The 25,577-nt window shown below is 41.1% G+C and carries 25 protein-coding genes and 1 other RNA gene; 13 read left to right on the plus strand and 13 right to left on the minus strand.

All coding sequences use genetic code 11. From position 1 onward, the window contains the following. Positions 1-108 precede the first annotated feature (108 nt). From PVK79_RS21925 to PVK79_RS21940, 4 genes are all read left to right on the plus strand, one after another. Positions 109-3,207 (plus strand): bifunctional diguanylate cyclase/phosphodiesterase, encoded by a 3,099-nt coding sequence (locus PVK79_RS21925; RefSeq protein ID WP_257324764.1) that lies wholly within the window; start codon positions 109-111, stop codon positions 3,205-3,207. Between the two features lie 120 nt (positions 3,208-3,327). Then, on the plus strand, positions 3,328-3,996 hold the full coding sequence (locus PVK79_RS21930) for a YoaK family protein (protein WP_257324765.1): 669 nt from the start codon (positions 3,328-3,330) through the stop codon (positions 3,994-3,996). Positions 3,997-4,149: 153 nt separating this feature from the next. Next, entirely contained in the window at positions 4,150-4,779 is a 630-nt protein-coding gene (locus tag PVK79_RS21935; protein WP_149980610.1) for a response regulator transcription factor, read from the plus strand. After that, on the plus strand, positions 4,766-6,355 hold the full coding sequence (locus PVK79_RS21940; protein WP_257324767.1) for an MASE1 domain-containing protein: 1,590 nt from the start codon (positions 4,766-4,768) through the stop codon (positions 6,353-6,355). Before PVK79_RS21935 ends, PVK79_RS21940 begins: the two co-directional genes overlap by 14 nt. Here the strand turns inward: PVK79_RS21940 and PVK79_RS21945 are convergent. The 3 genes from PVK79_RS21945 to rsmI all read right to left on the minus strand — a co-directional run bounded on the left by PVK79_RS21945 (position 6,352) and on the right by rsmI (position 8,342). Further along, the gene (locus PVK79_RS21945) at positions 6,352-6,894 is read right to left on the minus strand and encodes a hypothetical protein (RefSeq protein WP_182731654.1); all 543 of its coding nucleotides are present in this window, start codon (positions 6,892-6,894) and stop codon (positions 6,352-6,354) included. The two genes, PVK79_RS21940 and PVK79_RS21945, sit on opposite strands and share 4 nt — an antisense overlap. Positions 6,895-7,076: 182 nt before the next feature. Continuing rightward, positions 7,077-7,441, minus strand: an RNA gene (gene rnpB / locus PVK79_RS21950) — RNase P RNA component class A. A gap of 43 nt (positions 7,442-7,484) precedes the next feature. Continuing rightward, entirely contained in the window at positions 7,485-8,342 is an 858-nt protein-coding gene (gene rsmI, locus PVK79_RS21955) for a 16S rRNA (cytidine(1402)-2'-O)-methyltransferase (RefSeq protein WP_149980608.1), read from the minus strand. A 61-nt stretch (positions 8,343-8,403) separates the two neighbouring features. Here rsmI and PVK79_RS21960 point away from each other — a divergent pair, with 61 nt between their 5' ends. From PVK79_RS21960 to dolP, 4 genes are read left to right on the plus strand one after another with little or no spacing between them, the layout of a single operon-like run. Beyond that, entirely contained in the window at positions 8,404-10,281 is a 1,878-nt protein-coding gene (locus PVK79_RS21960) for a penicillin-binding protein activator (protein WP_257324769.1), read from the plus strand. A 30-nt stretch (positions 10,282-10,311) separates the two neighbouring features. Beyond that, complete coding sequence (locus PVK79_RS21965; protein ID WP_145236829.1) at positions 10,312-10,683, plus strand: YraN family protein; 372 nt, start codon at positions 10,312-10,314, stop codon at positions 10,681-10,683. 1 nt (position 10,684) lies between these two features. Then, the gene (locus tag PVK79_RS21970) at positions 10,685-11,272 is read left to right on the plus strand and encodes an SIS domain-containing protein (RefSeq protein ID WP_145236825.1); all 588 of its coding nucleotides are present in this window, start codon (positions 10,685-10,687) and stop codon (positions 11,270-11,272) included. Beyond that, positions 11,272-11,838 carry a division/outer membrane stress-associated lipid-binding lipoprotein gene (dolP, locus tag PVK79_RS21975; protein WP_145236822.1) on the plus strand — a complete coding sequence of 189 codons (567 nt, stop codon included), beginning with the start codon at positions 11,272-11,274 and terminating at the stop codon, positions 11,836-11,838. The genes PVK79_RS21970 and dolP overlap by 1 nt, the downstream gene beginning before the upstream one ends. Before the next feature lie 47 nt (positions 11,839-11,885). Here dolP and PVK79_RS21980 read toward each other — a convergent pair whose 3' ends face one another. After that, positions 11,886-12,137 carry a LexA family protein gene (locus PVK79_RS21980; RefSeq protein ID WP_149983453.1) on the minus strand — a complete coding sequence of 84 codons (252 nt, stop codon included), beginning with the start codon at positions 12,135-12,137 and terminating at the stop codon, positions 11,886-11,888. A gap of 59 nt (positions 12,138-12,196) precedes the next feature. Here PVK79_RS21980 and PVK79_RS21985 point away from each other — a divergent pair, with 59 nt between their 5' ends. Then, entirely contained in the window at positions 12,197-13,312 is a 1,116-nt protein-coding gene (locus PVK79_RS21985) for an IS630 family transposase (RefSeq protein WP_257324033.1), read from the plus strand. A gap of 540 nt (positions 13,313-13,852) precedes the next feature. On the opposite strand, the gene PVK79_RS21990 is transcribed toward PVK79_RS21985, so the two are convergent. The 8 genes from PVK79_RS21990 to zapE all read right to left on the minus strand — a co-directional run bounded on the left by PVK79_RS21990 (position 13,853) and on the right by zapE (position 20,755). Continuing rightward, the gene (locus PVK79_RS21990; protein ID WP_145236812.1) at positions 13,853-14,293 is read right to left on the minus strand and encodes a ClpXP protease specificity-enhancing factor; all 441 of its coding nucleotides are present in this window, start codon (positions 14,291-14,293) and stop codon (positions 13,853-13,855) included. Then, a complete protein-coding gene (gene sspA / locus PVK79_RS21995) occupies positions 14,293-14,919 on the minus strand; it encodes a stringent starvation protein SspA (protein WP_064667929.1) in 627 nt (208 codons plus the stop codon). Before sspA ends, PVK79_RS21990 begins: the two co-directional genes overlap by 1 nt. A 79-nt stretch (positions 14,920-14,998) precedes the next feature. Further along, positions 14,999-15,742, minus strand: a complete 744-nt coding sequence (locus PVK79_RS22000; RefSeq protein WP_145236807.1) for a cytochrome c1 — start codon at positions 15,740-15,742, stop codon at positions 14,999-15,001. Then, positions 15,739-17,004, minus strand: coding sequence for a cytochrome b (locus PVK79_RS22005; RefSeq protein WP_145236803.1), 1,266 nt, complete (start codon positions 17,002-17,004; stop codon positions 15,739-15,741). Before PVK79_RS22005 ends, PVK79_RS22000 begins: the two co-directional genes overlap by 4 nt. Continuing rightward, positions 17,004-17,594, minus strand: coding sequence for a ubiquinol-cytochrome c reductase iron-sulfur subunit (petA, locus tag PVK79_RS22010; protein WP_145236799.1), 591 nt, complete (start codon positions 17,592-17,594; stop codon positions 17,004-17,006). The genes PVK79_RS22005 and petA overlap by 1 nt, the downstream gene beginning before the upstream one ends. A gap of 916 nt (positions 17,595-18,510) precedes the next feature. Beyond that, positions 18,511-18,900: a 30S ribosomal protein S9 gene (gene rpsI / locus PVK79_RS22015; RefSeq protein WP_016710054.1), complete on the minus strand. Its 390-nt coding sequence runs from the start codon at positions 18,898-18,900 to the stop codon at positions 18,511-18,513. Positions 18,901-18,911: 11 nt separating this feature from the next. Further along, entirely contained in the window at positions 18,912-19,340 is a 429-nt protein-coding gene (rplM, locus tag PVK79_RS22020) for a 50S ribosomal protein L13 (RefSeq protein ID WP_257324783.1), read from the minus strand. Between the two features lie 326 nt (positions 19,341-19,666). After that, positions 19,667-20,755 (minus strand): cell division protein ZapE, encoded by a 1,089-nt coding sequence (gene zapE / locus PVK79_RS22025; protein WP_145236796.1) that lies wholly within the window; start codon positions 20,753-20,755, stop codon positions 19,667-19,669. Positions 20,756-20,905: 150 nt separating this feature from the next. On the opposite strand from zapE, the gene PVK79_RS22030 reads away from it, so the two are divergent. The 3 genes from PVK79_RS22030 to PVK79_RS22040 all read left to right on the plus strand — a co-directional run bounded on the left by PVK79_RS22030 (position 20,906) and on the right by PVK79_RS22040 (position 24,092). Beyond that, the gene (locus tag PVK79_RS22030; protein ID WP_257324786.1) at positions 20,906-21,346 is read left to right on the plus strand and encodes a Z-ring associated ZapG family protein; all 441 of its coding nucleotides are present in this window, start codon (positions 20,906-20,908) and stop codon (positions 21,344-21,346) included. A gap of 208 nt (positions 21,347-21,554) precedes the next feature. Then, positions 21,555-22,907, plus strand: coding sequence for a Do family serine endopeptidase (locus tag PVK79_RS22035; RefSeq protein WP_257324788.1), 1,353 nt, complete (start codon positions 21,555-21,557; stop codon positions 22,905-22,907). Positions 22,908-23,009: 102 nt separating this feature from the next. Then, entirely contained in the window at positions 23,010-24,092 is a 1,083-nt protein-coding gene (locus tag PVK79_RS22040) for a trypsin-like peptidase domain-containing protein (protein WP_257324789.1), read from the plus strand. A 45-nt stretch (positions 24,093-24,137) separates the two neighbouring features. Here PVK79_RS22040 and PVK79_RS22045 read toward each other — a convergent pair whose 3' ends face one another. Next, complete coding sequence (locus tag PVK79_RS22045) at positions 24,138-24,389, minus strand: LexA family protein (protein WP_149983453.1); 252 nt, start codon at positions 24,387-24,389, stop codon at positions 24,138-24,140. A gap of 59 nt (positions 24,390-24,448) precedes the next feature. Between PVK79_RS22045 and PVK79_RS22050 the strand changes: the two genes are divergently transcribed. Continuing rightward, positions 24,449-25,564 (plus strand): IS630 family transposase, encoded by a 1,116-nt coding sequence (locus tag PVK79_RS22050; RefSeq protein WP_257324033.1) that lies wholly within the window; start codon positions 24,449-24,451, stop codon positions 25,562-25,564. The last annotated feature ends 13 nt before the right edge of the window (positions 25,565-25,577 follow it).

A 25,577-nucleotide genomic window follows, 5' to 3' on the forward strand; every position in this document is an offset into this window, starting at 1 on the left:
CTCTTTTGCGTAGTTGCTCTATTATTTATTAGAGAAAGTATAAATAACCTTTTATTATATATGGTTATTTTCAACTTAATTGGCTACAATTTTATGCCAAAGCCCAGTATGAAGAGTATTGTTATTTTTTCCTCATCGTTACAACACCGACTTTATCGTTTATTTATCTTACTGAGCTTACCAGGTATTTTGGTGATCTTATTTAGCCTTTGGCATGCCAAAGAAACTGCGCGCCAAGAGAGTCGGCTGCAGGCTTTAACTGTTGCCGAACAGCTTATGGATCAGCAAACTGAGCTACTCAAAAAAATTAAAACATTTACTATTCAGCTTGCGGATTTAAAAGACTTTGCCGCGCCACTACAAACCGGCTGCCCTTATTACCTAGCTAAAATACAAGAACTTCAACCTGAAATTGCGAATATTGGCATCGTCAATATGCAAGGCGACGCAGTGTGTATATTACAAGGACGCAAAGAAAATATTAATATTGCCGATCGTGAATACTTTAAAAATGCTGTGGCAACTAAAAGTTTTGCCATTGGCTATTTTCAAAAAGATCGCAGTATCAATACCTTCAGTTTCAATTTTGCTTATCCACTTATTGATCAACAGCAACAAGTATATGGGGCGGTAGTAACGGTTGTCACATTAGATTGGTGGAGCCAGATACTTGCCAACTCTCATTTACCCGAAGATGCCATTGCTGTTATAACCGACAACAACGGTCGCATTATTGCAAATTACCCTAACGATCCATCGCTGTTTGGCGAAAATATTAACGCCTATGGATTTAGCTCTGAACTACCTATGCTCAATAGCACAATTGAATTGCAAGGTATTAATCACATTTTACACAGTAAAACCATGTATACCGATGAAACTAAAAATAGCCTAAACGTCTATGTTGTCATGCCATTTAATAACGCAATTCAAGCTGCCAACCAACTATTTTTTATCACATTAGCTGCATTCACATTGATGATTATTGGCCTGTCTATATTTGCTCATAACCAATTAAAGCGCAACGTATTAACGCCCATAGCGCAACTCACACTGACGATTAAAGAGCTTGCGCAAGGGTTATTACCAAAACAGTTTTCTTTAAATAGCCCAGAGCTGAATACTCTCTATCAACATTTTAAAGCGATGGCGCAAACACGTCTGACGGCAGAAGCGAGTGTCAAACGCCAACATGACGAACTAAGTAGTTTATTAAACGCCTTGCCTGATACCTATATTCGGATCAATGTTCACGGTGATGTACTGAACTTAGGCGGACAAATTTCACAGTTAAATTTACCTGTGTGTACGCGTTCAAAGTTACATCTTCGCGAGCTACTTGGTGAAGAAAAAAGTAAACAGTTACTTAGGAATTTACCCTGTAAAAATAAAACTAGTCAATTTGAGTTAATAATCAATAACAGCGAAGTCGAGCAAGTATTTGAAGCGCGGATCAGTGCCAAGCTTAATAGCAACGAGTACACCATCGTATTGCAAGATATTAGCCAGCGAAAGAACGCTGAAAAAGCCTCTCATCTGGCCTCATTGGTCTACTCAAATAGCAGTGAAGGAATGGCTATTACCGATCCAAACGGCGTTATCTTAGATGTTAACCCAGCTTTTTGTGAAGTAACTCAATACAGTAAAAAAGAAATACTGGGCAATACCACCGCTATCTTAGCTTCAGGCAAACACAGCAAAGCGTTTTATCATGAAATGTGGCTACAGTTACAAAAAACGGGTCGTTGGCAAGGTGAAATAATTAACCGTCGTAAAGATGGCGAGTTATTCACTGAATGGCTTACTATCGATACTGTATACAATGAACATTCTGAAGCGCAGCGCAGAGTCGCGATCTTTACCGATATTACTGCTAAAAAAGCAGCAGAAGATCTGATATGGCATCAAACTCACTATGATCATTTAACCAATCTACCTAATCGAATTGAGCTTAAAGAACGCTTAAATCAGCGCCTCAACAACAGCTTAAATCCTAATGAGCCACTGGTGATCATGCTACTTGATCTTGATCATTTCAAAGACATAAATGACACCTTAGGCCATTTTTATGGTGACGAATTACTTAAGTTGATCGCAATTCGTTTGCAACAAGAAATTGTTGATATTGAGTTTATTGCACGTATTGGTGGCGACGAATTTGTCATTGTGCATGCCAAGCTAGTCACTGAAGAACACATTAAAAAAGTAGCCAACGATATCCTCAATGCCATGACAAAAGCATTTATACTCGAAGGCGAAGAACTACACATAGCAACCAGCATCGGCATCGCTATTGCACCAATCGATGGCGATAGCTCAGAGCTGTTATTAAAAGCCGCCGACCAAGCCATGTATAAAGCCAAACAAAATGGTCGTAACTGTTTTGAGTTTTTCAATCACAACTTACGTGAGCAAGCACAAGCGCGTATGGATTTACTCAAAAACATGCGCTATGGCATTGAACAAAAACAATTTGATCTTTATTACCAAGCAATCGTTAACCTAGATTCTGGGCACATTCATAAAGCAGAAGCACTATTGCGCTGGCGCCACCCGACACGCGGCGTAATTAGTCCCGCAGAGTTTATACCTCTGGCCGAAGAGTCTAGATATATCAACCCATTAGGACAATTTGTATTTACTCGCGCATTACAAACGCTAACGATTTTACGAGCGCAGGTTGATGCTAACTTTCAACTTAGTATTAATGTCTCGCCGGTACAATTTAGCTGCCTTGATAGCGGTATTGATCTGTGGCCAGCCTTACTAAAAGCCGCCAATTTACCACCGAGTGCAATTGTTAGCGAGATCACCGAAGGGTTAATGATCGCACCAGAGCAACTCACTCAACAACGTCTGAAAGCGCTGGTAAAATCCGGTATGGAACTCGCTTTAGATGACTTTGGCACCGGCTATTCATCGCTTGCCTACTTGCAACAAATGGACGCAGATTATTTAAAAATTGATAAATGTTTTGTTGATAACATTCAAGCCGACAATCAAGATCTGGCGTTATGCAAAGCAATTATCACTATGGCACATCAATTTGGTTTAAAAGTGATTGCCGAAGGCATTGAAACACCAGAGCAGCAGCAATTATTACTTGGTATAGGGTGTGATTATGGCCAAGGCTATTTGTTTGCAAAGCCATTACCCGAACAGGAATTTTTAGCACTGGTAAGCAATCAATCCACAACAACGACCTAAATACGAAAGACTAAATACAGATCCAGCACAAACTATGCACAGAAAACTTAGCTAGCTATTGTTTAATAAATAACGAACTGATAGCTTACCAAACAGATTTTATTAAATTAACTGTTAGCCGTGATTTCAAAATTGCCTCGTTGGGTAGAATATGGATCGTTTTTACTTGCGCTTGTTGCTGGGCTTGTTAATTCGATAGGGTTACTAGGCTTCAAACATCAATCAATTTCACATCTATCAGGCACTGCAACATTCCTTGGCACAAGCCTTGTTACCTCCCCCGTTACTGATGTATTACACCTAGCTCTTATCCTACTGAGTTTTTTAGCTGGTGCGGCGATCTCCGGCGCTTTTTTGCAAAGTGGTGCATTAAAACTCGGCCATAACTACAGCAGCTTGCTGTTATTTGAAGCCATTCTGTTAGCAAGCTCAGTGTATTTTTTATCGAATGACTCTGTAAACGGGCACTATTTAGCATCTGCAGCCTGCGGCTTACAAAACGCGTTAGCCACTACTTACAGCGGCGCAGTTATTCGCACCACCCATGTTACCGGTATCTTTACTGATCTAGGGCTAATGCTTGGCGCTAAATTAAGAGGCGAACCCTTTGATAAACGCAAAGCACTGTTGTTTTTACTGATCATCTCAGGATTCATTTGCGGTGGCACATTAGGTGCTTATGCATTCCAGTTTTATAAATTTAATGCCCTCTTTATCCCCGCCACCATCTGCCTAGTATTAGCCGTTAGCTACTCAGTGTTTAAAGCGATTAATAGTAACAAGACTTAGCCCTTTGCACGGTTAACACCTCTTTTGCAATACATCATTGCTACAAACCTACATTAACGTTCATCTTAAGAATCGACAGGTAATTTCACTAGGAATAATTCTTAGACATAATAAATTGATTTAGATGTATAATTCCTGAAAATGGAGGGATTTATGCGGATTGGAATCATTGAAGATCATCAGTTAGTTCGAGATAGTTTTAAAAAACTACTTGAGCTCGAGTTAAACTGGCAAGTAACAATTGAAGCTTGCTCAGTGAACGAAGCAAAGTTAGCAGTAAATATTGACCAGCCAGATGTCTTTATCGTTGATATTTCAATGCACGAAGGTGAGACTGGCCTGACTTTTCTATCATACTTAAATGAGCATTACCCAGAAATAAAAACCATTGTAGCTTCTATGCATGACCATGAACCGTACGTCAGCAATGCAATACAACTTGGGGCGCTTGGTTATGTGTCAAAGCGCTCAGCTTCAGACGCTATGATTGATGCGGTAAAAACAGTAATGCGCGGCCATCGCTACATCAGTGAAGACGTTAACTTCAACTACACCTGTGTTTCTGATAAAAAAGACCTTTTAACAAATAGAGAAATAGAGGCTCTACCACTTTTTGCCAAAGGCTTAAATGCCAAACAGGTTGCTCAACAGCTCGGCATGATGCCGAAAACCGCTCACGTACATAAAACAAATATTTGTAATAAACTAAACGCAACAACTTCATTTGAACTATTAAAAGTTGCCATTGATATCGGGGTTATTCAACTTAATGAGTTGGCCTAGGCTTATCACTGCCACACCTTCCACTACAAACATAGTACTAGGGGCAGCTAAGCAATGCGCGGTTTGCGTTGCTTACTTAATCGCGCTGTGTGCCTCTACATGGGTTAGTAACCATCTAGAAACCGTCCCACAAAGTAGTGCTATATTTCTCCCTGCAGGTATTAAACTGGCTTTTGTTATTATGTTCCCAACACGCTATTGGCCAATAATATGGTTAGCATCACGACTCTATGCAGCGTATTTAGGTTCTTTTTATACCCAGCAATGGCATTTAAATTTATTGCATGGTGCGTGGCAAGAGGCTATCTATTTAGCCATTGTCTTCGCTTTTAAGCATAGCCGTTGGCCACCAACGATAAAAGATAGTAAAGGTGTGCTTTCGCTTATTTTACTAGCAAGCTTAGCGGCAGCATCAAAATGGTTTTTGTTTGCCAGCTCTTTTGAGTTCACAACTTGGTTAGAAGGTAAACAACTACTGCAATATCAGTTAAATATGACTTTAGGTGATTTGACTGGCAGCTTGTTTATCACACCTTTTATTATTTTGTGTGCTAACAGTTATCACCGAGCCTTTAGCCTAGAGGGCGGAGTTAAACTAATTATCACAGTCACTGTTTTTACCCTATTAATGCTGTCGATTTATCTGCTGCGCCCTGATATCTACTCACTATTACGCTTGGCTTCCCTACTACCAATTATTTGGTTTTCATATCACTTTGGTATTACAGGCGCTATATTTGCCGCAGCAGCAGCAAATGGCTTAATAATATTAGAAGCAAGCATCACACAAGATGCTACTAATACTTATATTAGCCAATTGTTTATTCTGACCAATGCCGCAACGAGTTTATTACTCGGTGCGGCAGCTGCAGAGCTGCGACAAAAAAATAATATGCTAACACTGACAAACATTGAACTTAGGGCGCAATTAGAAAAAAACCAACAACTGGCTATCAAAATGGTGAATGTACAAGAAAGTGAGAGAAAGCATTTATCACAAGAGCTTCATGATGAATTAGGGCAAAACCTGACTGCATTTAAAACCGATCTTGCCGTTTTAACCAGTATGACGGATAAAAGCGTCAGCGCGATTGTGACTACGTTAAAACAAAATGCTAATTCAATGTATGATTCAGTCTATCACCTGATGCATTATCTGCGTCCGCGTGAGCTTGATGAATTAGGCTTAGCAAAAGCACTTTCACAAGGGAAGTTTAAAAGCTTGATGCATAAAGAAAAAGTTAGGTATATAACACATTTATGCATAAACGAAGCAATTAGAGATGAACATCAAATTGCGATCTATCGAATTTGCCAAGAAGCAATCACCAATTGCATCAAGCACAGCTGCGCATCTGAGTTGGTAATTAGTTTAGATTCCAACTCGGATCTGATCACGTTAATTATTCAGGATAATGGCAATGTCGCGACAACCGCCTCACATTCTGGTGGTTATGGTCTCGCTTTCATTGATGAACGCGTGACTGCTCTTGGCGGCCAATGCTCATTCTCAAACGAGCAAGGCTTCACCATTAATACAACATTCCCCATATCAGCTGATGAACAAGTCCGCTAGCGAATATAAACTTGCTTGGAATAAAACTTTTTCCTTACCTGTATCGCCTCATTATCGTTAGCAGGTACTTGCACTTCAGCTTGATTACCGACTAACTGTAATAGCAATCCTTGAGCAATTTCCTTATCCCCGACTTTTGATTTTATAACCACTTTTTTGCCAATAGCACCTTGCAGCCGAGGCTTAGGAAAAGTGACTTTATTGATTGGCTTTAAGCCTTCATAATTAGTGAAAAGATTAACGCAGTGCTGTTTTGCTGCAAGTATCAAATCGTCTTTAGACTTCACAATATCGACATTATTCAAAAAGTGAATAAGTGCACTATTACGCCGATCAAACTCACTGGACACATCCTGTATATTAAGCGCTGATGCCCATTTACGGAGCACTAAATATTTTCCTAGTTTGATCCGCGTCAAGCTGGTTGATGCCCCAGTCATCTTGCTATACCACTCGATGCGGTAGCATGATGAACCTAAGCTATGTAATAGCACCGTTGTATTGCCAAACTCCCTTGTACTGCCCTCGATCACGCTCATTCTAATTCCCTAAACTAGCAATAAAGCAATAGGTTAGGCGCTAATGAAAGAGGTTAATATCATCGTTTTTCTTATTGCGACTAAGAAAATGGCTTATAGCATTTGTGCCTAGTTTGGATTTAAAGCGTATATTTCAAGCACAAAAAAGCCCGCAGCGTTAACTGCGGGCTTTTTTATTGAATGAGTGAGTCAGCCGTATAAGCCGGGTTCTGTCCTTTCCGAAGAAAGTGATAATCATTCGTCTAGGCCATAAATCGCTCTATGGCTCAAGCAACCTACCCGGTTCCAACGTGGGCCACGCCATAAGGAACCCTATTTGGTCTTGCTCCGGGTGGAGTTTACCTTGCAACCAACTATTGCTAGTGGCCCGGTGCGCTCTTACCGCACCCTTTCACCCTTACCAATCCGAAGATTGGCGGTCTCCTCTCTGCTGCACTTGTCGTAGGCTCACGCCCCCCAGCCGTTAGCTGGCACCCTGCCCTATGGAGCCCGGACTTTCCTCCCCCTGCGCATTTTCGTTGCAGGCAGCGATCATCTTGGCTGACTCGGCGCGCAGTATACCTGAGCTGGATTGTATGTGCAGTAAAGATTTAGCCTTTTTCGTCAATAATTGTTTTATAAAGGGCATTTTTCTTCATGCCAAAATAATCGGCCACTATACCGCAGGCTTTTTTCATTGGCATTTCATTCTCAAGTAACGCCAACATTTTACGTGCTTCTGGCGGAATATCATCAACCTGCTTTGGATTACCAGGCAACATTAGCACTATTTCGCCGCGCTGTTTGGTTGGATCGTCGGTTAAAAACTGTTTGAGCTCACTGACGGTACCATTAAAAAATGTTTCAAAGGTTTTGGTCAACTCTTTGGCAAACACCACTTGTTGCTCACTACCAAGCGCTATCTCAAGATCATCTAAACTTGCCATGATGCGATGAGTACTTTCGTACATAATGCTGGTTATATTGGAATTAACCGCTTCAATAAAAAAGTCTTGGCGAGCTTTGCTTTTTGCTGGGGTAAAACCAATAAACTGAAAACGATCTGTTGGTAAACCTGAACAACATACAGCTGTTATGGCGGCGCATGCTCCTGGTATGGGGGTGACATGTGCGCCTTGCTCTCGGCATAAATTAACAACCGCATAACCAGGGTCACTAATTAGCGGTGTGCCTGCATCGGAAACTAATGCTATATTTAAACCTTGATTAAGTTGATCAATAATTTGTTGCGCTTTTTGCTTTTCATTATGGTCGTGCAAAGCAAAGGTTTTAGCTTTAATACCAAAGTGACTAAGCAACTTACCGGTATGGCGCGTGTCTTCAGCAGCGATTAAGTCAACTTGCGATAAAGTCGCGATTGCACGCTGACTTAAGTCGTCATAATTGCCGATTGGGGTGGCTACAATGTAAAGAGTGCCGATTTTCTGTGAATTCTCCTCATTTAACATTGAGGTCTCCTGCGTCAGTCAGTAATATAAGCAAATCGCGTTAACGTATTGGGAAATCATTGTGCGACTTAAACTTGTTAGTCTATTAATCATATTGTCAGGGTTATCGGCCTGTAGTACAACCGAAAAACCGACTAAAACCAGTGAAAACCTCAGTTCAGCTAATAGCGCATCACAAATTCAAGCGACTGACGCACAATCTATGTACCAACTAGCCTTAAATCGCCTAGGCGCTGACAAAATCCAACTTCTTTATAGTGCGCGTGATGCTGCGATTGTAGAGCAACAATGGCCACTGTTAGAGCAAATTAGTACTGAATTAGAACGCACACCTAGCGTAGACCAAGTGCAAAATAAACTCTATACCGCTTTTGCGCAAATGCAACAAAACAAGAATACCCTCGCACTTGAGATGCTAGCCAGTTTAGACAGCCAATTGACTCAACCGGAGCATTTTGCTTGGCATCAATATTTAACCGCCAGTATTTACGCATCACAAAATTTACCAAAACAAGCGATGCCATATTTTTTTCGCGCTTCTGAAACCGCAAGTAAAAAGAACTTAACGATCCCACAATTAAATAGTGCGTTATGGCAGAACCTTCAGCAGCTTTCATCTTATGCCCTTGAACGCTTTAACCGCGGCTCAGTGATACAGCAAGGTTGGGTAAATTTAGCTTTATATCATAAAGTTTACTTAGGTGCCCCTGTAGAACTTGACCAAGCAATTAATAATTGGCAGCGCCGTTATTCAGGCCATCCGGCAATCGCGGTATTACCAAAAAAGGCTGCGGATCTAATTACTGCTGAGCCACTGAATATTGAACGTTTAGTTGTTTTATTACCCCAATCAGGTGCTAATGAACGCCTAGGTGATGCCTTAAAAGCTGGCGTGTTAGCAGCACTAGATAACTCATCTATTGATGAAACCATTTTTATTGATGAAATGCTTAGCTCTGCTGAGCTTTCTGCAAAATTACTCGAAATTAAACCAAACTTTATAATTGGGCCGTTACTCAAAGCGAACATTGATAAGCTAGTTGCAAGCAAAGCATTACAAGATTACCCAGTTTTGCACTTAAATACCTTTGATGGTGAGCGCCAGTCTCCACAGCATTACTTCTTTGCGCTTAATCCTGAACACGAAATACAGCAAGCACTTGAGCACTTTTTAACGGTTGGTTATCAAAAACCTATGCTGCTTGCGCCAAATAATAGTTCAGGCCAGCGCTTAGTGGATTTATTCAACCGACAATGGCAACGCTATAGTGAAACCACACCAGAAGTTGGTCTTTATAATGATAAAAAAGATATGCCAACCACCATTATTAACCTGTTAGAAGTTGATAAATCAAAAGAACGTATTGCGACCGTTAAGTCATTATTTAAACAAGAAGTAGAAAGCGAAACCCGCTCTCGTCGTGATATTGATGTTATTTATATTCTCGGTGATGCTATCGAAACTCGCTTGATTAAACCTTATTTAGATGTAAATGTGAGTACCTTTGCTGATCGCATTCCTCTGTATGCCAGCTCAAAAAGTCATAGCAAGCAAATCGATAGCACCGATAAAGGCGATCTCGATGGTTTGTATTTTACCGAGTTACCATGGATGCTCAGTGGACAAGTCAAAGATCATGCCTTGCGTCAGCAATATAACTCGCTGTGGCCAGAACAGGCTGATATAAGTCAGCGTTTATTTGCGATGGCCTATGATTCGGTTGCTATGTTAAGTAGTATCACACAATTGAGTATGCAGCCCGGTAAGCGGTTTAATGGCTTAACCGGTCAATTAAGCATTACCAGTGATGGGCAAATAAATCGCCAACTTAATTGGGCGCAATACAAAAATAGACAAATCCAGGCGGTGCAGCTAGCAACATCAGCACCGTTACCGTTATTTATGCAATCAGCTACCAGCCGGTCAAACAGTGAGTAGCTAAAAGCAATATAAAACAAGGATGTTGTGATGTCGTGGTTTAAACAACTGTGGCAAAATAGCCGAGAGAAAGGCCAGTATTACGAGCTACAAGCGCAAAAATACTTAGTAACGCAAGGGCTGATCCCGTTAGAGCGAAACTATAACTGCCCCTACGGGGAGCTAGATGTAATAATGCGCGATGGCAACACGCTAGTGTTTGTGGAAGTGAAATTTCGCAGTAGCTATGTTAAGGGTGGAGCAATCCACGCTTTAGGTAAACAAAAGCAAGAACGTTTAAAGCGCTCTATTTACCATTATTTAGCAACCAAAAAGCTTAGTGATCAAGCAATAAGAATCGACTTTGTCGCAATAACAGGCGGCACATCGCAACAACTTAATTGGATAAAAAACGTATTTTAATATGCAAGATACTATAAAAGAGATTTTTACTGAAAGCATTCAGGTGCAAATAGCCGCCGGCGAAGTACTCCCAAGCGCCCTAGAAGCCGCTGCATTTACCATAGCGCAAAGCCTAATCAATGGTAATAAATTGATTTGTTGCGGTACTGCGAGCTGTCATATGCTTGCTCAGCATATGGCCGGTATATTGATCAACTACTACGAAACAGAACGTCCTTGTTTACCGGCAATCGCGCTGTCACAAGAACATATCAATCTTGGTCAAAGCACCCAAAGTGACGACCAAGAAACTTTTGCGCGGCAAATACGAGCGTTTGCTCAACAAGGCGATTTACTATTGGTCTTAGCAATTAATGGCAACGAAAAAAACATCATATCGGCAGTCGAAGCCGCACTCACCAAAGATATGAAAGTTATTGTTATGGTTGGTGATGATGGCGGTGAGCTAGTAGGTTTACTCGGCGCCAATGATGTCGAAATTCGTGTTCCGTCAAAACGTCCTAGCCGCATCATAGAATCTCACTTGGTTAATCTTCATTGTTTGAGTGAACTCGTCGACTTGACCCTATTCCCACAGGAAGAAAGCTAATGTTGAAACAATCTCTAATTGTTATTAGTACAGTACTATTATTACAAGGCTGCGCTGCTGCAGTTGTTGCAGGTACCGCTGGTGCCGTTACCGCAGCCAACGATCGTCGTACTCTTGGTTCGCAAATCGATGATAGTAATATCGAAATCAAAGCTGGGGTCGCAATAAACGATGTACCTCGCCTTGCTGATCATGCCAACATCAGCGTGATTAGCGTTAACGGCATTGTATTGTTAATAGGCCAGGTTGCAACTCAAGAAATGAAAGACGAGGCTCAGCGTACGATTGAGGGCTTACCTGCTATACGCAAAATACATAACCAAATTCGTATTGGCTCTAACATTAGCATGAGCACCCAGACCCATGATTCTTGGTTAACGTCGAAAGTAAAAACACAATTACTTACCACCGACAACATCAGTAGCAACAACATCAAAGTAGTAACTGAGAATGGCGAAGTATTTTTAATGGGCTTAGTATCAGATGCAGAAGCAAACACCGCTGTAAGCGTTGCTCGTAATGTATCGGGTGTAGAACGCGTTATTAAAGTATTTGAATATTTGTAAAGGTATCAGGTTCTAGTACTCGTTCACAGAAGTTCTGATCAGTTGCCTTACTTAAATTCAGGCAACTGATTTATTCCTATCAATAGCTTTATCGTTCGGCTTTTTCCAGCAGTTGAAGTGATGAACCCTTTCTTTTTAAGCGTTAAAATCATTGCATGAACACTTGATGATGCAGTTCCAAAATAACGCTCAAAATCATTTTCAGCAGGTGCAACACCATTCACTTTTGTGTAGTAATAAATAAATGCCAAATACTGCCCTTGTTTCACAGTGAACGACGGCAACTCTTCTTTATTCATAATGAACTTTTATCCTAATTGACGATCCTTTAACTCATATTTACTCATTTAATATTGTTATGAACCGAAAGTATATTGTTGAATTATCAGCAGAAGAAAAATGCGAATTAGTTAACTACTGCAAAAAAGGCATGGTCAATGTTCGAAAGTACAAACGAGCCGCCATTTTATTAAAAGCGGACCGTTGTCGATATACAACAGATCAAATATGTGAAGCGGTTCAAGTGAGCTCTTCAACTGTATTTCGAGTCAAACGTCAGTTTGTCGAAGACGGTTTAGAAGCCGCTTTAAATGAAGGTGCACGAAGTGGTGCTATGAGAAAAACCTCCGCGAAAGATGAAGTAACTTTAATAGCCACAGCCTGTTCTGAGCCGCCAACAGGACACTGCCGATGGACATTAGCGTTACTTGGCGAGCGATTAATAACATTAACGGATTTAGACAGTATTTCATATGAAACGGTTCGTAGACGCCTTAAAGAAAATGCGTTAAAGCCATGGCAAAAAAAGATGTGGTGTGTGGCAACAATGGACGCTGAGTATATTGCAAGAATGGAGCATGTACTTGAATTATATGCTGAGCCAGCGGATGAGCTCAATCCCATTATTAATTTTGATGAGGCGATGAAGCAACTTGTTGATGATACACGGCCAGTACAACCGATGAAAAAGGGACAGGTAAAACGCCTAGATTATGAATATAAACGGGTTGGCGTGGCTAACTTATTTGTATTCTTTGACCGTCATCGGGGTTGGCGACACGTTAAAGCAACACAGAGGAAAACGAAAGTTGATTTTGCACACTGTATGAAGGACTTAGTCGATGAACACTACCCACATGCGAATAAAATTCGTGTCGTGCTAGATAACTTATCGACTCATACGGAAGGTGCGTTATATAAAGCATTTTCACCGCAAGAAGCACGACGTATTTTAAATAAAATAGAGTTCCATTACACACCTAAACATGCGAGTTGGTTGAATATGGTCGAGATAGAAATTGGCAATATGAATAAGCAATGCTTAGATCGGCGCATAGCAAGTATGGAAGAGTTAAAGACAGAGCTCACGGCGTGGGAATGGCGCCGAAATAAAGAAGGCGCCAGTATAAATTGGATGTTTAATGTTGATTCAGCACGTGAAAAACTAGAGAGAGCTTACGGTGCTCTCAACTAGTCAAAATTTGTGTGACGAAGTACTAGGTACTAGGTTCTAGGAATTAAAAGCCTTGCAGTTGATATCGCAAGGTTTTCTATACCTGTAGGCGGGAGCTTACCTCGCGCATCTTCACTAAAAAACGCGGGGTAAACCCGCTGCTACAACAATCAACCTTAACCTTCTTCTCACAACTCGTCGCTCATAAACTTTAACTAATACCAATCGACTTAAATATTTAACCATTCTAGCGAGCTAAATAAAGCGCTAACTACGTTATAATTTTTTCAAGTAGGACAACTACATGTCAAAATTTACGCCTTGTTATCACTGTATTTATCTGTCGCTATAAATGGTCAGTAACTTAACACGATTGGTATAAATCTGCGTGGATAAAGCCCCGCCTACAATAAATCCAAACACCCATGCCAACCCCGTAGCCCTTAGTTTATCTAGCACCTTTAACCTTTAACCTTTTACCTTTACCTTTTATCTTCAGTCTACTTTTATACAGGCATAAAAAAACCGCTTAATCAGCGGTTTTTATCAAACAATTACATATTACTTAATAACACGTAAGTGTGAGCCTTTTTTCTTTTCAGGCTTAGAAGGAGCTGGCTCGTCAGGTAATAATTCATCTGCGATATCAACACTTTCTAACTCAGCTGCAAACTCGTCTTCATCTTCTAAAAACTCATCTGCAGTAAACACAGTGCCTTCACCGTTTTCGCGGGCATAGATAGCAAGCACGGCACCAATTGGCACGTATACTTGCATTGGCTGGCCACCAAAGCGGGCACTAAAGCTTAACTGCTGATTATCCATTGAGAACTGTGTGACAGCTGATGGGCTAATATTCAACACAATTTGTCCATCTTGAACAAACTGTGTTGGTATTTGCACGGCTGGAAAATCAGCATTAACCACTAAATGCGGTGTACACTGATTATCAACAATCCAATCAAAGAAAGCACGAAGTAAATAAGGACGATTAGGCGTCATTACAAACGGATCTCGCGCTCAGTTTCAGTAAGAGAAGCTTGGAATGATTCACGCTCAAATAAACGGATCATATATTCTTTCATCTCTTTAGAACCTGCACCAGTTAGCTCAATACCAAGCTCTGGTAAACGCCATAGTAATGGTGCTAAGTAACAATCAACTAAACTAAACTCTTCACTCATAAAGTAAGGAGCTTCAGTAAAGATTGCTGAAACAGCAAGTAAAGCTTCTGTTAGTTCTTTACGCGCTTGCGCTGATTCAGCGCCATTAGCATAAATTTTAGCAGCAAGGCTGTACCAATCTGTGTCGATGCGATGCATCATTAAACGGCTGCGGCCACGCATTACCGGATAAACAGGCATTAGTGGAGGGTGAGGAAAACGTTCATCAAGGTATTCCATGATGATGTTTGCCTGATATAAACCAAGCTCACGGTCAATCAGTGTTGGCACTGTACCGTAAGGGTTAATTTCATGAAGTGCTTCTGGCAGGTTGTCCTTTTCAGCCAGATGAATATCTACACTTACGCCTTTTTCAGCAAGTACAATGCGTACTTGATGGCTATACATACAGTTAGCACCAGAAAAAAGGGTCATTACAGGGCGCTTATTGGCAGCTACGGCCATGCCTACCTCCATTAAATAACAAAAACAGCAAAAGGGGCTTAAGCCCCTATTGCAAAATTACCTTTAAATATGTTCAAAATTAATGAACATCTCTCCAGTATTCTTTCTTCAACATGAATGCCAAGATAAATAGGATAACTAAGAATCCGATAACCTTGATACCTAACGCTTCTGATTCAAGACGTGAAGGTTCACCCACGTACTCAAGGAAGTTAGTTAAGTCACGAGCCGCTTGATCGTACTCGTCTACACTCATTTCGCCTGTTCCATCTGTTTCAGTACCAATAACTTTAGTCACAGTGTGACCATGTTCTTCGACTTCTTCAGTAATAGGTGTTGGTAAACCTTGTAGTTCTTGCAGAACGTGAGGCATACCTACCAGTGGGAAAACAATATTGTTTACCCCAAACGGACGAGATTCATCTTTATAAAATGACTTTAAGTACGTGTAAATATAATCCGGAGATTTTACACGTGCAATTAGAGTTAGATCCGGCGGAGCCGCACCAAACCATTTTGCTGCATCATCTTTAGTAATTGCGTTAGTGATATGGCTACCAACTTTTGAACCGTCAAAAATTAACTGCTCAAGGCCAACGGCTGTTGGAATACCGATATCACGGAAAGTACGCTCATAACGCTGATACTGCATTTGGTGACAACCAAGACAGTAGTTCATGAACAACTTTGCACCACGTTGCAACGAAGGCTGATCAGTTAGATCATTACCGGCTTCCATTAATGGAACCGATGGACCTGCCGCCATTGCCGGCAATACGTTTATTGATAAAGCAAATAAACCGATAATAAGCTTTTTCATCATTTCGTTAACCTCTCAGGCAATGGCTTAGTTTTTTCATTCTTACTGTATACAAACAACAGTACGAAGAACATAAAGTAAGTCACAGTACAGATTTGCGAGACAATCGTTTTAAAGTCAGTTTGTGGAGTTGCACCCACCCAACCAAGTAGTACGAAAGTAACAACAAACCCTGCAATGTTCCATTTATGGAAGCCACAACGGTAGCGAACCGATTTAACCGTACCACGGTCAAGCCAAGGTAATAACGCCAGCACTACAATCGATGCACCCATCGCAGCAACACCAATTAGTTTATCTGGGATTGCACGTAAGATTGCATAGAATGGCGTAAAGTACCAAACTGGGAAAATATGTGCTGGTGTTTTAAGTGGATTTGCCGCTTCAAAGTTTGGTCCTTCAAGGAAGAAACCATTCATCGCAGGCATAAAGAACACCACCCAACAGAACAAGATTAAGAAACCAACCACACCCACAATATCTTTTACTGTGTAATAAGGGTGGAACGGAATCGCATCAACAATATCTTTCTTGTCAGTGTAATACTCATGGAATTTAAATTTAGGCTTATCTTCTTCAGCAACAGAGCCTTTCTTACGCTTGATCTCAACGCCGTCAGGGTTGTTTGAACCCACTTCGTGCAGTGCCACAATGTGTAAGAATACTAAAATTACGATAACCAATGGTAAAGCAATAACATGTAATGCAAAGAAGCGGTTAAGCGTTGCACCTGATATTACATAATCACCACGGATCCAAAGTGTTAAGTCATCACCAATAACCGGAATAGCCCCGAATAGTGAAATGATTACCTGTGCACCCCAGAATGACATTTGACCCCATGGTAATAAGTACCCCATGAATGCTTCAGCCATTAACGCTAAGAAGATAAACATACCGAATAACCACAGTAATTCACGTGGTTTTTGGTAAGAACCGTAGATCATGCCACGGAACATATGCATATATACAACGATGAAAAACGCTGATGCACCTGTTGAGTGCAAATAACGTAGTAACCAGCCGTATTCTACATCACGCATGATGTATTCTACTGAAGCGAATGCGCCCTCAGAAGACGGAACAAAGTTCATCGTTAACCAAATCCCGGTAAGAATTTGGTTTACTAGTACTAACATGGCCAATGAGCCAAAGAAATACCAGAAGTTAAAGTTTTTCGGTGCTGGATACTGTGCAATATGCATGTTCCAAACACGTGTCATTGGGATACGGTCGTCTATCCAACCAATAATTTTACCGAACATTAGGCTACCCCTTTTTCTTCGCCCACTAAAATAGTGGTTTCATCAAGAAATGTGTAAGGTGGTATTTCTAAGTTTAACGGGGCAGGTACCGATTTAAACACACGGCCAGCCATATCAAATTTAGAACCGTGACATGGACAGTAGAAACCATCATCTGTTCCCTCAACCTTTTCACCAAAATTACCTTGGAAAAAGCCAGGTGAACACCCTAAATGCGTACAAATACCTACAGCGAGAAATATCTCAGGGCGTAATGAACGGTAATCATTTGTTGATGATTCTAATTGTTGTGGCTCTTGCGATTGCGGATCACGAAGTTGACCTTCATGTTCTTTCATCTGCTCAAGCATTTTAGGGGTTCGTGATACAACCCATACAGGTTTACCACGCCACTCGACACGTATTAATTGTCCCGGCTCAAGTTTGCTGATATCTACTTCTACAGGCGCACCCGCAGATTTAGCTCGCTCACTTGGATTCCAAGACGCAATAAAAGGAACAGCAGCCCCAGCCGCACCAACACCACCTACAACAGAGGTAGCTATGGTTAAAAAGCGACGTCGGCCATTGTCTACAGGCGCATTGCTCATCCACTTATCTCCACTATGATTCTCAACACTTGCTATATTGAGAACATCAGTTACAGCAGGTTAATTTTTCGAAATTTTAAAATAGAAGCGATCATAATTAAAACCCTTGATTAAAACAAGGTTATTAACAGCCTCATGCTCGAATAATCCCGACTTTATCAACTAATTGACTAAGTTAGCTCGAGCATAGAGCCGTTTTATGATATGACTTTTACAAAAACAATATACTGACCAAGATCAACCTCACTAAAAGGAAGCAGATAAACTGCACATGGTGCTGTTGAACTCACTCACATTACTTGCCAGACAATTGTAGCAAAAAAATTCATCAATTAACTGACGGATTTACACTTATTACGATAATTATTGAACTTTTTTTAAAGTTATACGCAACAAAGGCAGTAGCAGGTTAATTATTAGCCGCATATTTGATGCGAGTTTGCGAGTTTGCTTATGTCTGATAAAAAGTACGAGTTTGCTTATGTCTGATAAAAAGTGCGAGTTTGCGAGTTTGCGAGTTTGCGAGTTTGCTTATGTCTGATAAAAAGTACGAGTTTGCTTATGTCTGATAAAAAGTGCGAGTTTGCGAGTTTGCGAGTTTGCGAGTTTGCGAGTTTGCGAGTTTGCGAGTTTGCGAGTTTGCGAGTTTGCGAGTTTGCGAGTTTGCGAGTTTGCGAGTTTGCGAGTTTGCGAGTTTGCGAGTTTGCGAGTTTGCGAGTTTGCGAGTTTGCGAGTTTGCGAGTTTTATCAGAATGAATTTTTAAACGCGGTAGTCAAGTACTTCGTCTATTTACTCTCGCTAACTTTACTCTCGCTAACTTTACCCTCACTAACTTTACTCTCGCTAACTTTTATAACCCCAAAAACAAAAAACCCAGCAGAAGCTGGGTTTTTGAAATTCTTGATAACGTAAATATTAACGTTTTGAGAACTGTGGACGCTTACGCGCTTTCTTAAGACCCACTTTCTTACGCTCAACTTTACGTGCATCACGAGTAACGAAACCTGCTTTACGAAGTTGTGGACGTAGTGACTCGTCAAACTCCATAAGTGCACGAGTGATACCGTGACGGATAGCACCAGCTTGACCAGTAGTACCACCACCAGCAACGGTGATGTAAAGATCAAACTTTTCAGTCATATCAACAAGCCCTAAAGCTTGACGAACAACCATGCGTGCTGTTTCGCGACCAAAATACTCTTCTAAAGAGCGATTGTTGATTACGATGTTACCAGTGCCTGGGCGTAAGAATACGCGAGCACTTGAACTTTTACGACGACCTGTACCGTAGTATTGATTTGCCATGTTAGTGCTCCTTAAATGTCTAGAACCTGAGGCTGTTGTGCAGCATGGTTGTGCTCAGTACCTGCGTAAACTTTAAGTTTACGGTACATTGCGCGGCCTAAAGGACCACGTGGCAACATGCCCTTAACAGCCTTCTCGATGATCATTTCAGGCTTTGCAGCTTGAAGTTTATCAAAAGTAGTAGACTTAAGACCACCTGGGAAACCAGAGTGAGCATAGTACACTTTATCTTTGAACTTGTTACCAGTTACAGTAACTTTCTCCGCGTTGATAACGATGATGTAATCACCAGTATCTACGTGTGGAGTGTACTCAGCTTTGTGCTTACCGCGTAGGCGATGAGCGATTTCAGTAGCGATGCGACCTAAAGTTTTACCTTCAGCGTCAACTACGGACCAGTCACGTTTTACTGTTTCTGGTTTAGCAACAAACGTTTTCATTTATAAAAATCCAATGTTTTTCAATTAAAACCACAGGTAATTATTATTAATTACCGCTCTAAATGTTTGCTCCAACCCCTTCGAGTTTAAGACTTTTGCGCCATTCAAAAGAGGCTAATCTAATGAAGGCAATAGAACGCAACGTGGCAGACGCGGGAGTATACCAGCACTTTTATCACATTGCTACTCGACGGTTGTTTTTTCCACAAGAAAATTGTTCTATCAGCTATCAAAACTTTGTCCCTATCAACTTAAGAGTCAAGAAAATATTCTCTTTACCTGACGGCTGACGGCTGACGGCTGATGGCTTATAACTTACAGCTACATTAAACCAAATGCTCTCTTGCTAGGTACTCTAACGACTGCATTTCTTGCAATCGACTAATACAACGTCTGAACTCAAAGTTAAGGTTGCCTTGCGTGTAGAGTTCCGTAATAGGTTTTTCAGCAGAAATAATAAGTGTGACGTGGCGTTCGTAAAACTCATCGACTAACGCAATAAAGCGCCTGGCGGCATCATCGTTATTTTGGCCAAGCTGTTTTACGTTCGATAAAATAACAGTGTTATATAAACGGCTTATTTCCATATAATCGACTTGGCTACGTGCGGTTTCACACAACTGAGAGAAATCAAACATCACAATACAATCAGCGACCTTACGGGTTTTGATCATTCGCCCTTCGATTTCGATGGGGTGATCGAGTTTACCCGGCTCTGGAGATAACTTATCAAAATACTCAAACAGATTTTTATCGGCTTGTTCATCTAGTGGGCTATGAAATATCTCTGCTTGCTCTAAAGTACGCAATCGGTAATCAATGCCAGAATCCACATTCACAATCTCAGTGTTTGCATTAACAAGTGCGATTGCAGGCAAAAAGCGAGCACGCTGCAAACCATTTCGATATAACTCATCAGGTATAATGTTAGACGTTGCCACTAACACAATGCCGCGCGCAAATAAGGCTTCCATTAAACCACCAAGCAGCATGGCATCAGTAATGTCTTGCACAAAAAATTCGTCAAAGCAGATAATGTCGGTTTCAGCTTTAAAAATATCAGCCACAACTTCTAAGGGATTAGCAGTTTTGTCTAATTTTTTTAGCTCTTCGTGAACACGGTGCATAAAACGATGAAAATGCACGCGCATCTTGCGTGTTCCCGGCAGCGCCTCATAGAAGGTATCAACCAAATAGGTTTTACCACGCCCTACTCCCCCCCAAAAATACAAACCTTTTATAGGCGCCGTGCTATTTTTATTAAATAGTTTAGAGAACCAGCCTCTAGCTGCGGGCTTTTGTGCTGTTAAGTCATCGAAGAGCCTTTGTAGATGACGTACTGCATTTTCTTGCGCAGCATCGTAAACAAAGTCTTCACGCTGTAAATCTTGTTGGTACTTTTGCCAAGGAGTCATAGATAGTTACAATAAAACACGGTTTAATTTACGCAATATGTTAACACGCATCGTAACTCGGGGTATATTAGCAGCAACAGGATTTATTCTTGAGTACGCAATCTAGGCGTTATTTTATTTTTATGTATTAATTCCCAAAGGGGTAGAATTATGGGTACAGTTACTTGGATCGGCATTATTGTTATTGTGGCAGTAGCTGCATTTTTCCTTGGCGCCTTCGTCACTAAAAAGCAATTTAAGCAAGATGAATTAGAGCAACAAGCAGCACAAGCTAAAAATGCATTAGAGCAATACCGTCAAGATGTTGCAGATCATTTAGCAAGCACTGGTAGACTCGTCAACAAAATGAAAGACAACTACGACCAATTGTTAAATCATGTTGATGAAACTAACAAGCTGCTACTAGCTGATAAAAAACAGCATCCTAACGAACCATTTTTTTCTAAAGAAACGACTGAGCAGCTACAGCGCTCACTAAAGGAACGCCAAAGTGACCGTTCATCGGCACATGCTCAACCTGCTGATTATGTATCAGGTGAATCAGGCTTATTCGCCGGCGAACCAAAAGTAGCCGAGCCGGACAAAGTTTAATTAAGGTTTCAGAAATTTCTAAAGCTTCTTGATGAACTTTTTTTTGACCCCATAGTCTGTTTATAAAGCAGCTTATGTTTTACATGCATTTCAAAACATTCTAAAGAGCGAACCTACTTTAAAATGTTTTGGACTAAATTGATAAAAGGCTGCTTATGCAGCCTTTTTTGTTTGTGCTTTTTCCTGTGATGTGGAGTAAACCCTGACTATGAAAATGAAATTATCGTTAATCAGTGCAGCAATGTTATCTGCCAGTTTATTATTAACCCCTGCAGTATCAATGGCTAAGATGCCTATCGCAGTCAATGGTCAACAATTACCGACGTTAGCGCCGATGCTAGAACAAATAACACCAGGCGTTGTTAGTATCCAAGTCTCCGGTTCAAAGGAAGTCCGTCGTCGCGCTGATCCGCTTGATTTCTTTTTTGGCAATCCGCAACCGCGTAGCCAAAAGCGTGAATTTAGTGGTTTAGGCTCAGGCGTTATTATTGACGCCAAAGAAGGCTATGTCGTTACCAATAACCACGTAGTTCAAGATGCTGAAAAAATGTTGGTTACTCTTGAAGATGGTCGAGAATACGAAGCAACTAAAATCGGTAGCGATAAAGAATCAGACATCGCGTTATTAAAAATTGATGCCGAGGATTTAGTCGCCGTTAAACTGGCAAACTCAGATCAACTACGAGTGGGTGACTTTGCAGTAGCAATTGGTAACCCATTTGGTTTAAGCCATACTGTTACCTCAGGGATTGTTAGTGCACTGGGCCGTAGTGGTTTAAATATTGAAGGTTATGAAGATTTTATTCAAACCGATGCTGCAATTAATCAAGGTAACTCAGGTGGTGCGCTAGTTAACTTAAACGGTGAGCTAATTGGTATTAACACGGCCATTTTAGGTGCATCGGGTGGCAATGTTGGTATCGGCTTTGCGATCCCATCCAATATGATGAAAAATCTCGTTGATCAAATTATTGAACATGGTGAAGTACGCCGTGGCTCACTAGGTATTTCTGGGCGCCCACTGGATGCTGGCCTTGCTAAAGCACAACAGCTTGATGTAAAACAAGGCGCTTATGTTATGCAAGTAATGGATGATTCTGCCGCCAGTGAAGCCGGTATTAAAGCAGGTGACGTAATTATTAGTATTGATGGTAGTGAGATCAGCGGCTTCCATGAACTGCGCAGTAAAATCGCCACGCTAGGTGAAGGCAGAAAGGTAAAATTAGGCATTTATCGTGATGGTAAAGTGCAAACCGTTAAAGTGACCCTTGATGGCGCATCAGCACTAACTGCAGCCGGTGATGAACTACATCCAGCCTTCCAAGGTGCAACACTTGAAAACACCCAAAAGAATGGTAATAAAGGGGTTGAGGTGACAACTGTTGATCCGCGCTCACCAGCGGCTAGAGTAGGCCTTGAAGAAGGCGACGTGGTAATACAAGTAAACCGTCAGCGTGTTGAAACAATTAGTGACATGAATAAGATCATCGAAAATACTAAAGGTAACATCGTACTTGGAGTACAACGCGGTCGTGAGTCGGTATTTGTTTTAATCCAATAAAATAAATATTAGGTAAATAACATAAATAATAGCAGTGGTACTTGCCGCTGCTATTTTTTTTGTGCCATCATTAGAAGATCGCTCATTAAGAATAAGAAAATTGTGCTGAAATTTTTTAAGTTTGTCCTCCCCCCGCTATTTGCCGGACTCGGTATCGCATTTTTGGTAGTATTTTTTAGCCCAAATATGCGTGCAACGCTGTTACCCAATGTACCCTTACCAAGTTCTATGAGTATTGACCATTTGAGCTTTGCCGATGCAGTACAGCGCGCAGCGCCATCTGTTGTGACAATCATTTCTGAGAGCATTTCAAAGGAACCTCGTTATAAACGGCAAAACACCGTGCAAGAACTTGGCTCCGGTGTAATCATGTCAAGTGATGGCTATATTCTTACCAACTATCATGTGATCAATAATGCTGATCAAATTATGGTGCTGCTTACTGATGGCCGCCGTTATTTTGATGTTCAGCTCATCGGCTTTGATACCATCACCGACTTAGCACTGTTGAAAATTAACGTGGAGCATTTGCCCGTTATTCCAATTAGTGAGCGTTTTACGCCACGTGTGGGCGATGTGGTACTGGCGATTGGTAATCCGCTGAATTTAGGACAAACAATCACCCAAGGGATCATCAGTGCCACGGGTAAACAAAAAATTACCGATAGTCCTTACAATAGCCTACTACAGATGGATGCGGCAATTAATGTCGGCAATTCAGGTGGCGCGCTAGTAAACTCTAACGGTGACTTGGTTGGGATCACCTCAGCACAATTTAAAACCCGAGAGAACCTCGATATCCAAGGCATATTCTTCGCAGTACCTTACTCATTAGCAAAAGAGGTAATGGATAAACTGATCCGTCATGGCCGTGTTGTACGTGGTTATTTGGGCTTCACCGGTACTGCCGTTGATAGTACGGGTAAAGAAGTTAGCGATAAATTCACCCCTGTTGCGGGCTTGCGTATAACCAATCTAGATCCATTAGGTCCAGCATGGCAAGCTGGTATTAAAGAACAAGATATTGTGATTAAAATTGCCGGTGAAGATGTCACTAACCCGCAAAAAACCTTGACCACAATTGGTAATTCAGAGCCGGGGCATGAAATAGAGTTTGAACTTTATCGAAGCGGAGAAGTACTAAAAGTGATGGTGAAGGTTGCAGAGTTAGAGACTAAACTATAAAACCTAGGGCCTAGTACTCGTTCACAGAAGTTCTGATCAGTTGCCTTACTTAAATTCAGGCAACTGATTTATTCCTATCAATAGCTTTATCGTTCGGCTTTTTCCAGCAGTTGAAGTGATGAACCCTTTCTTTTTAAGCGTTAAAATCATTGCATGAACACTTGATGATGCAGTTCCAAAATAACGCTCAAAATCATTTTCAGCAGGTGCAACACCATTCACTTTTGTGTAGTAATAAATAAATGCCAAATACTGCCCTTGTTTCACAGTGAACGACGGCAACTCTTCTTTATTCATAATGAACTTTTATCCTAATTGACGATCCTTTAACTCATATTTACTCATTTAATATTGTTATGAACCGAAAGTATATTGTTGAATTATCAGCAGAAGAAAAATGCGAATTAGTTAACTACTGCAAAAAAGGCATGGTCAATGTTCGAAAGTACAAACGAGCCGCCATTTTATTAAAAGCGGACCGTTGTCGATATACAACAGATCAAATATGTGAAGCGGTTCAAGTGAGCTCTTCAACTGTATTTCGAGTCAAACGTCAGTTTGTCGAAGACGGTTTAGAAGCCGCTTTAAATGAAGGTGCACGAAGTGGTGCTATGAGAAAAACCTCCGCGAAAGATGAAGTAACTTTAATAGCCACAGCCTGTTCTGAGCCGCCAACAGGACACTGCCGATGGACATTAGCGTTACTTGGCGAGCGATTAATAACATTAACGGATTTAGACAGTATTTCATATGAAACGGTTCGTAGACGCCTTAAAGAAAATGCGTTAAAGCCATGGCAAAAAAAGATGTGGTGTGTGGCAACAATGGACGCTGAGTATATTGCAAGAATGGAGCATGTACTTGAATTATATGCTGAGCCAGCGGATGAGCTCAATCCCATTATTAATTTTGATGAGGCGATGAAGCAACTTGTTGATGATACACGGCCAGTACAACCGATGAAAAAGGGACAGGTAAAACGCCTAGATTATGAATATAAACGGGTTGGCGTGGCTAACTTATTTGTATTCTTTGACCGTCATCGGGGTTGGCGACACGTTAAAGCAACACAGAGGAAAACGAAAGTTGATTTTGCACACTGTATGAAGGACTTAGTCGATGAACACTACCCACATGCGAATAAAATTCGTGTCGTGCTAGATAACTTATCGACTCATACGGAAGGTGCGTTATATAAAGCATTTTCACCGCAAGAAGCACGACGTATTTTAAATAAAATAGAGTTCCATTACACACCTAAACATGCGAGTTGGTTGAATATGGTCGAGATAGAAATTGGCAATATGAATAAGCAATGCTTAGATCGGCGCATAGCAAGTATGGAAGAGTTAAAGACAGAGCTCACGGCGTGGGAATGGCGCCGAAATAAAGAAGGCGCCAGTATAAATTGGATGTTTAATGTTGATTCAGCACGTGAAAAACTAGAGAGAGCTTACGGTGCTCTCAACTAGTCAAAATTTGTGT

Origin of the sequence: Pseudoalteromonas rhizosphaerae (assembly GCF_028885455.1) — a bacterium.
GTDB classification, from domain to species: Bacteria; Pseudomonadota; Gammaproteobacteria; order Enterobacterales; family Alteromonadaceae; genus Pseudoalteromonas; species Pseudoalteromonas rhizosphaerae.

What these genes read in the sequence shown, in the direction of transcription:
- PVK79_RS21925 (WP_257324764.1), top strand. Translation starts at nt 109, where the DNA reads ATGAAGAGTATTGTTATTTTTTCCTCATCGTTACAACACCGACTTTAT.
- PVK79_RS21935 (WP_149980610.1), top strand. Translation starts at nt 4,150, where the DNA reads ATGCGGATTGGAATCATTGAAGATCATCAGTTAGTTCGAGATAGTTTT.
- PVK79_RS21940 (WP_257324767.1), top strand. Translation starts at nt 4,766, where the DNA reads ATGAGTTGGCCTAGGCTTATCACTGCCACACCTTCCACTACAAACATA.
- PVK79_RS21945 (WP_182731654.1), bottom strand. Translation starts at nt 6,894, where the DNA reads ATGAGCGTGATCGAGGGCAGTACAAGGGAGTTTGGCAATACAACGGTG.
- rsmI (WP_149980608.1), bottom strand. Translation starts at nt 8,342, where the DNA reads ATGTTAAATGAGGAGAATTCACAGAAAATCGGCACTCTTTACATTGTA.
- PVK79_RS21965 (WP_145236829.1), top strand. Translation starts at nt 10,312, where the DNA reads ATGTCGTGGTTTAAACAACTGTGGCAAAATAGCCGAGAGAAAGGCCAG.
- PVK79_RS21970 (WP_145236825.1), top strand. Translation starts at nt 10,685, where the DNA reads ATGCAAGATACTATAAAAGAGATTTTTACTGAAAGCATTCAGGTGCAA.
- dolP (WP_145236822.1), top strand. Translation starts at nt 11,272, where the DNA reads ATGTTGAAACAATCTCTAATTGTTATTAGTACAGTACTATTATTACAA.
- PVK79_RS21980 (WP_149983453.1), bottom strand. Translation starts at nt 12,137, where the DNA reads ATGAATAAAGAAGAGTTGCCGTCGTTCACTGTGAAACAAGGGCAGTAT.
- PVK79_RS21985 (WP_257324033.1), top strand. Translation starts at nt 12,197, where the DNA reads ATGAACCGAAAGTATATTGTTGAATTATCAGCAGAAGAAAAATGCGAA.
- PVK79_RS21990 (WP_145236812.1), bottom strand. Translation starts at nt 14,293, where the DNA reads ATGACGCCTAATCGTCCTTATTTACTTCGTGCTTTCTTTGATTGGATT.
- sspA (WP_064667929.1), bottom strand. Translation starts at nt 14,919, where the DNA reads ATGGCCGTAGCTGCCAATAAGCGCCCTGTAATGACCCTTTTTTCTGGT.
- PVK79_RS22000 (WP_145236807.1), bottom strand. Translation starts at nt 15,742, where the DNA reads ATGATGAAAAAGCTTATTATCGGTTTATTTGCTTTATCAATAAACGTA.
- PVK79_RS22005 (WP_145236803.1), bottom strand. Translation starts at nt 17,004, where the DNA reads ATGTTCGGTAAAATTATTGGTTGGATAGACGACCGTATCCCAATGACA.
- petA (WP_145236799.1), bottom strand. Translation starts at nt 17,594, where the DNA reads ATGAGCAATGCGCCTGTAGACAATGGCCGACGTCGCTTTTTAACCATA.
- rpsI (WP_016710054.1), bottom strand. Translation starts at nt 18,900, where the DNA reads ATGGCAAATCAATACTACGGTACAGGTCGTCGTAAAAGTTCAAGTGCT.
- rplM (WP_257324783.1), bottom strand. Translation starts at nt 19,340, where the DNA reads ATGAAAACGTTTGTTGCTAAACCAGAAACAGTAAAACGTGACTGGTCC.
- zapE (WP_145236796.1), bottom strand. Translation starts at nt 20,755, where the DNA reads ATGACTCCTTGGCAAAAGTACCAACAAGATTTACAGCGTGAAGACTTT.
- PVK79_RS22030 (WP_257324786.1), top strand. Translation starts at nt 20,906, where the DNA reads ATGGGTACAGTTACTTGGATCGGCATTATTGTTATTGTGGCAGTAGCT.
- PVK79_RS22035 (WP_257324788.1), top strand. Translation starts at nt 21,555, where the DNA reads ATGAAAATGAAATTATCGTTAATCAGTGCAGCAATGTTATCTGCCAGT.
- PVK79_RS22045 (WP_149983453.1), bottom strand. Translation starts at nt 24,389, where the DNA reads ATGAATAAAGAAGAGTTGCCGTCGTTCACTGTGAAACAAGGGCAGTAT.
- PVK79_RS22050 (WP_257324033.1), top strand. Translation starts at nt 24,449, where the DNA reads ATGAACCGAAAGTATATTGTTGAATTATCAGCAGAAGAAAAATGCGAA.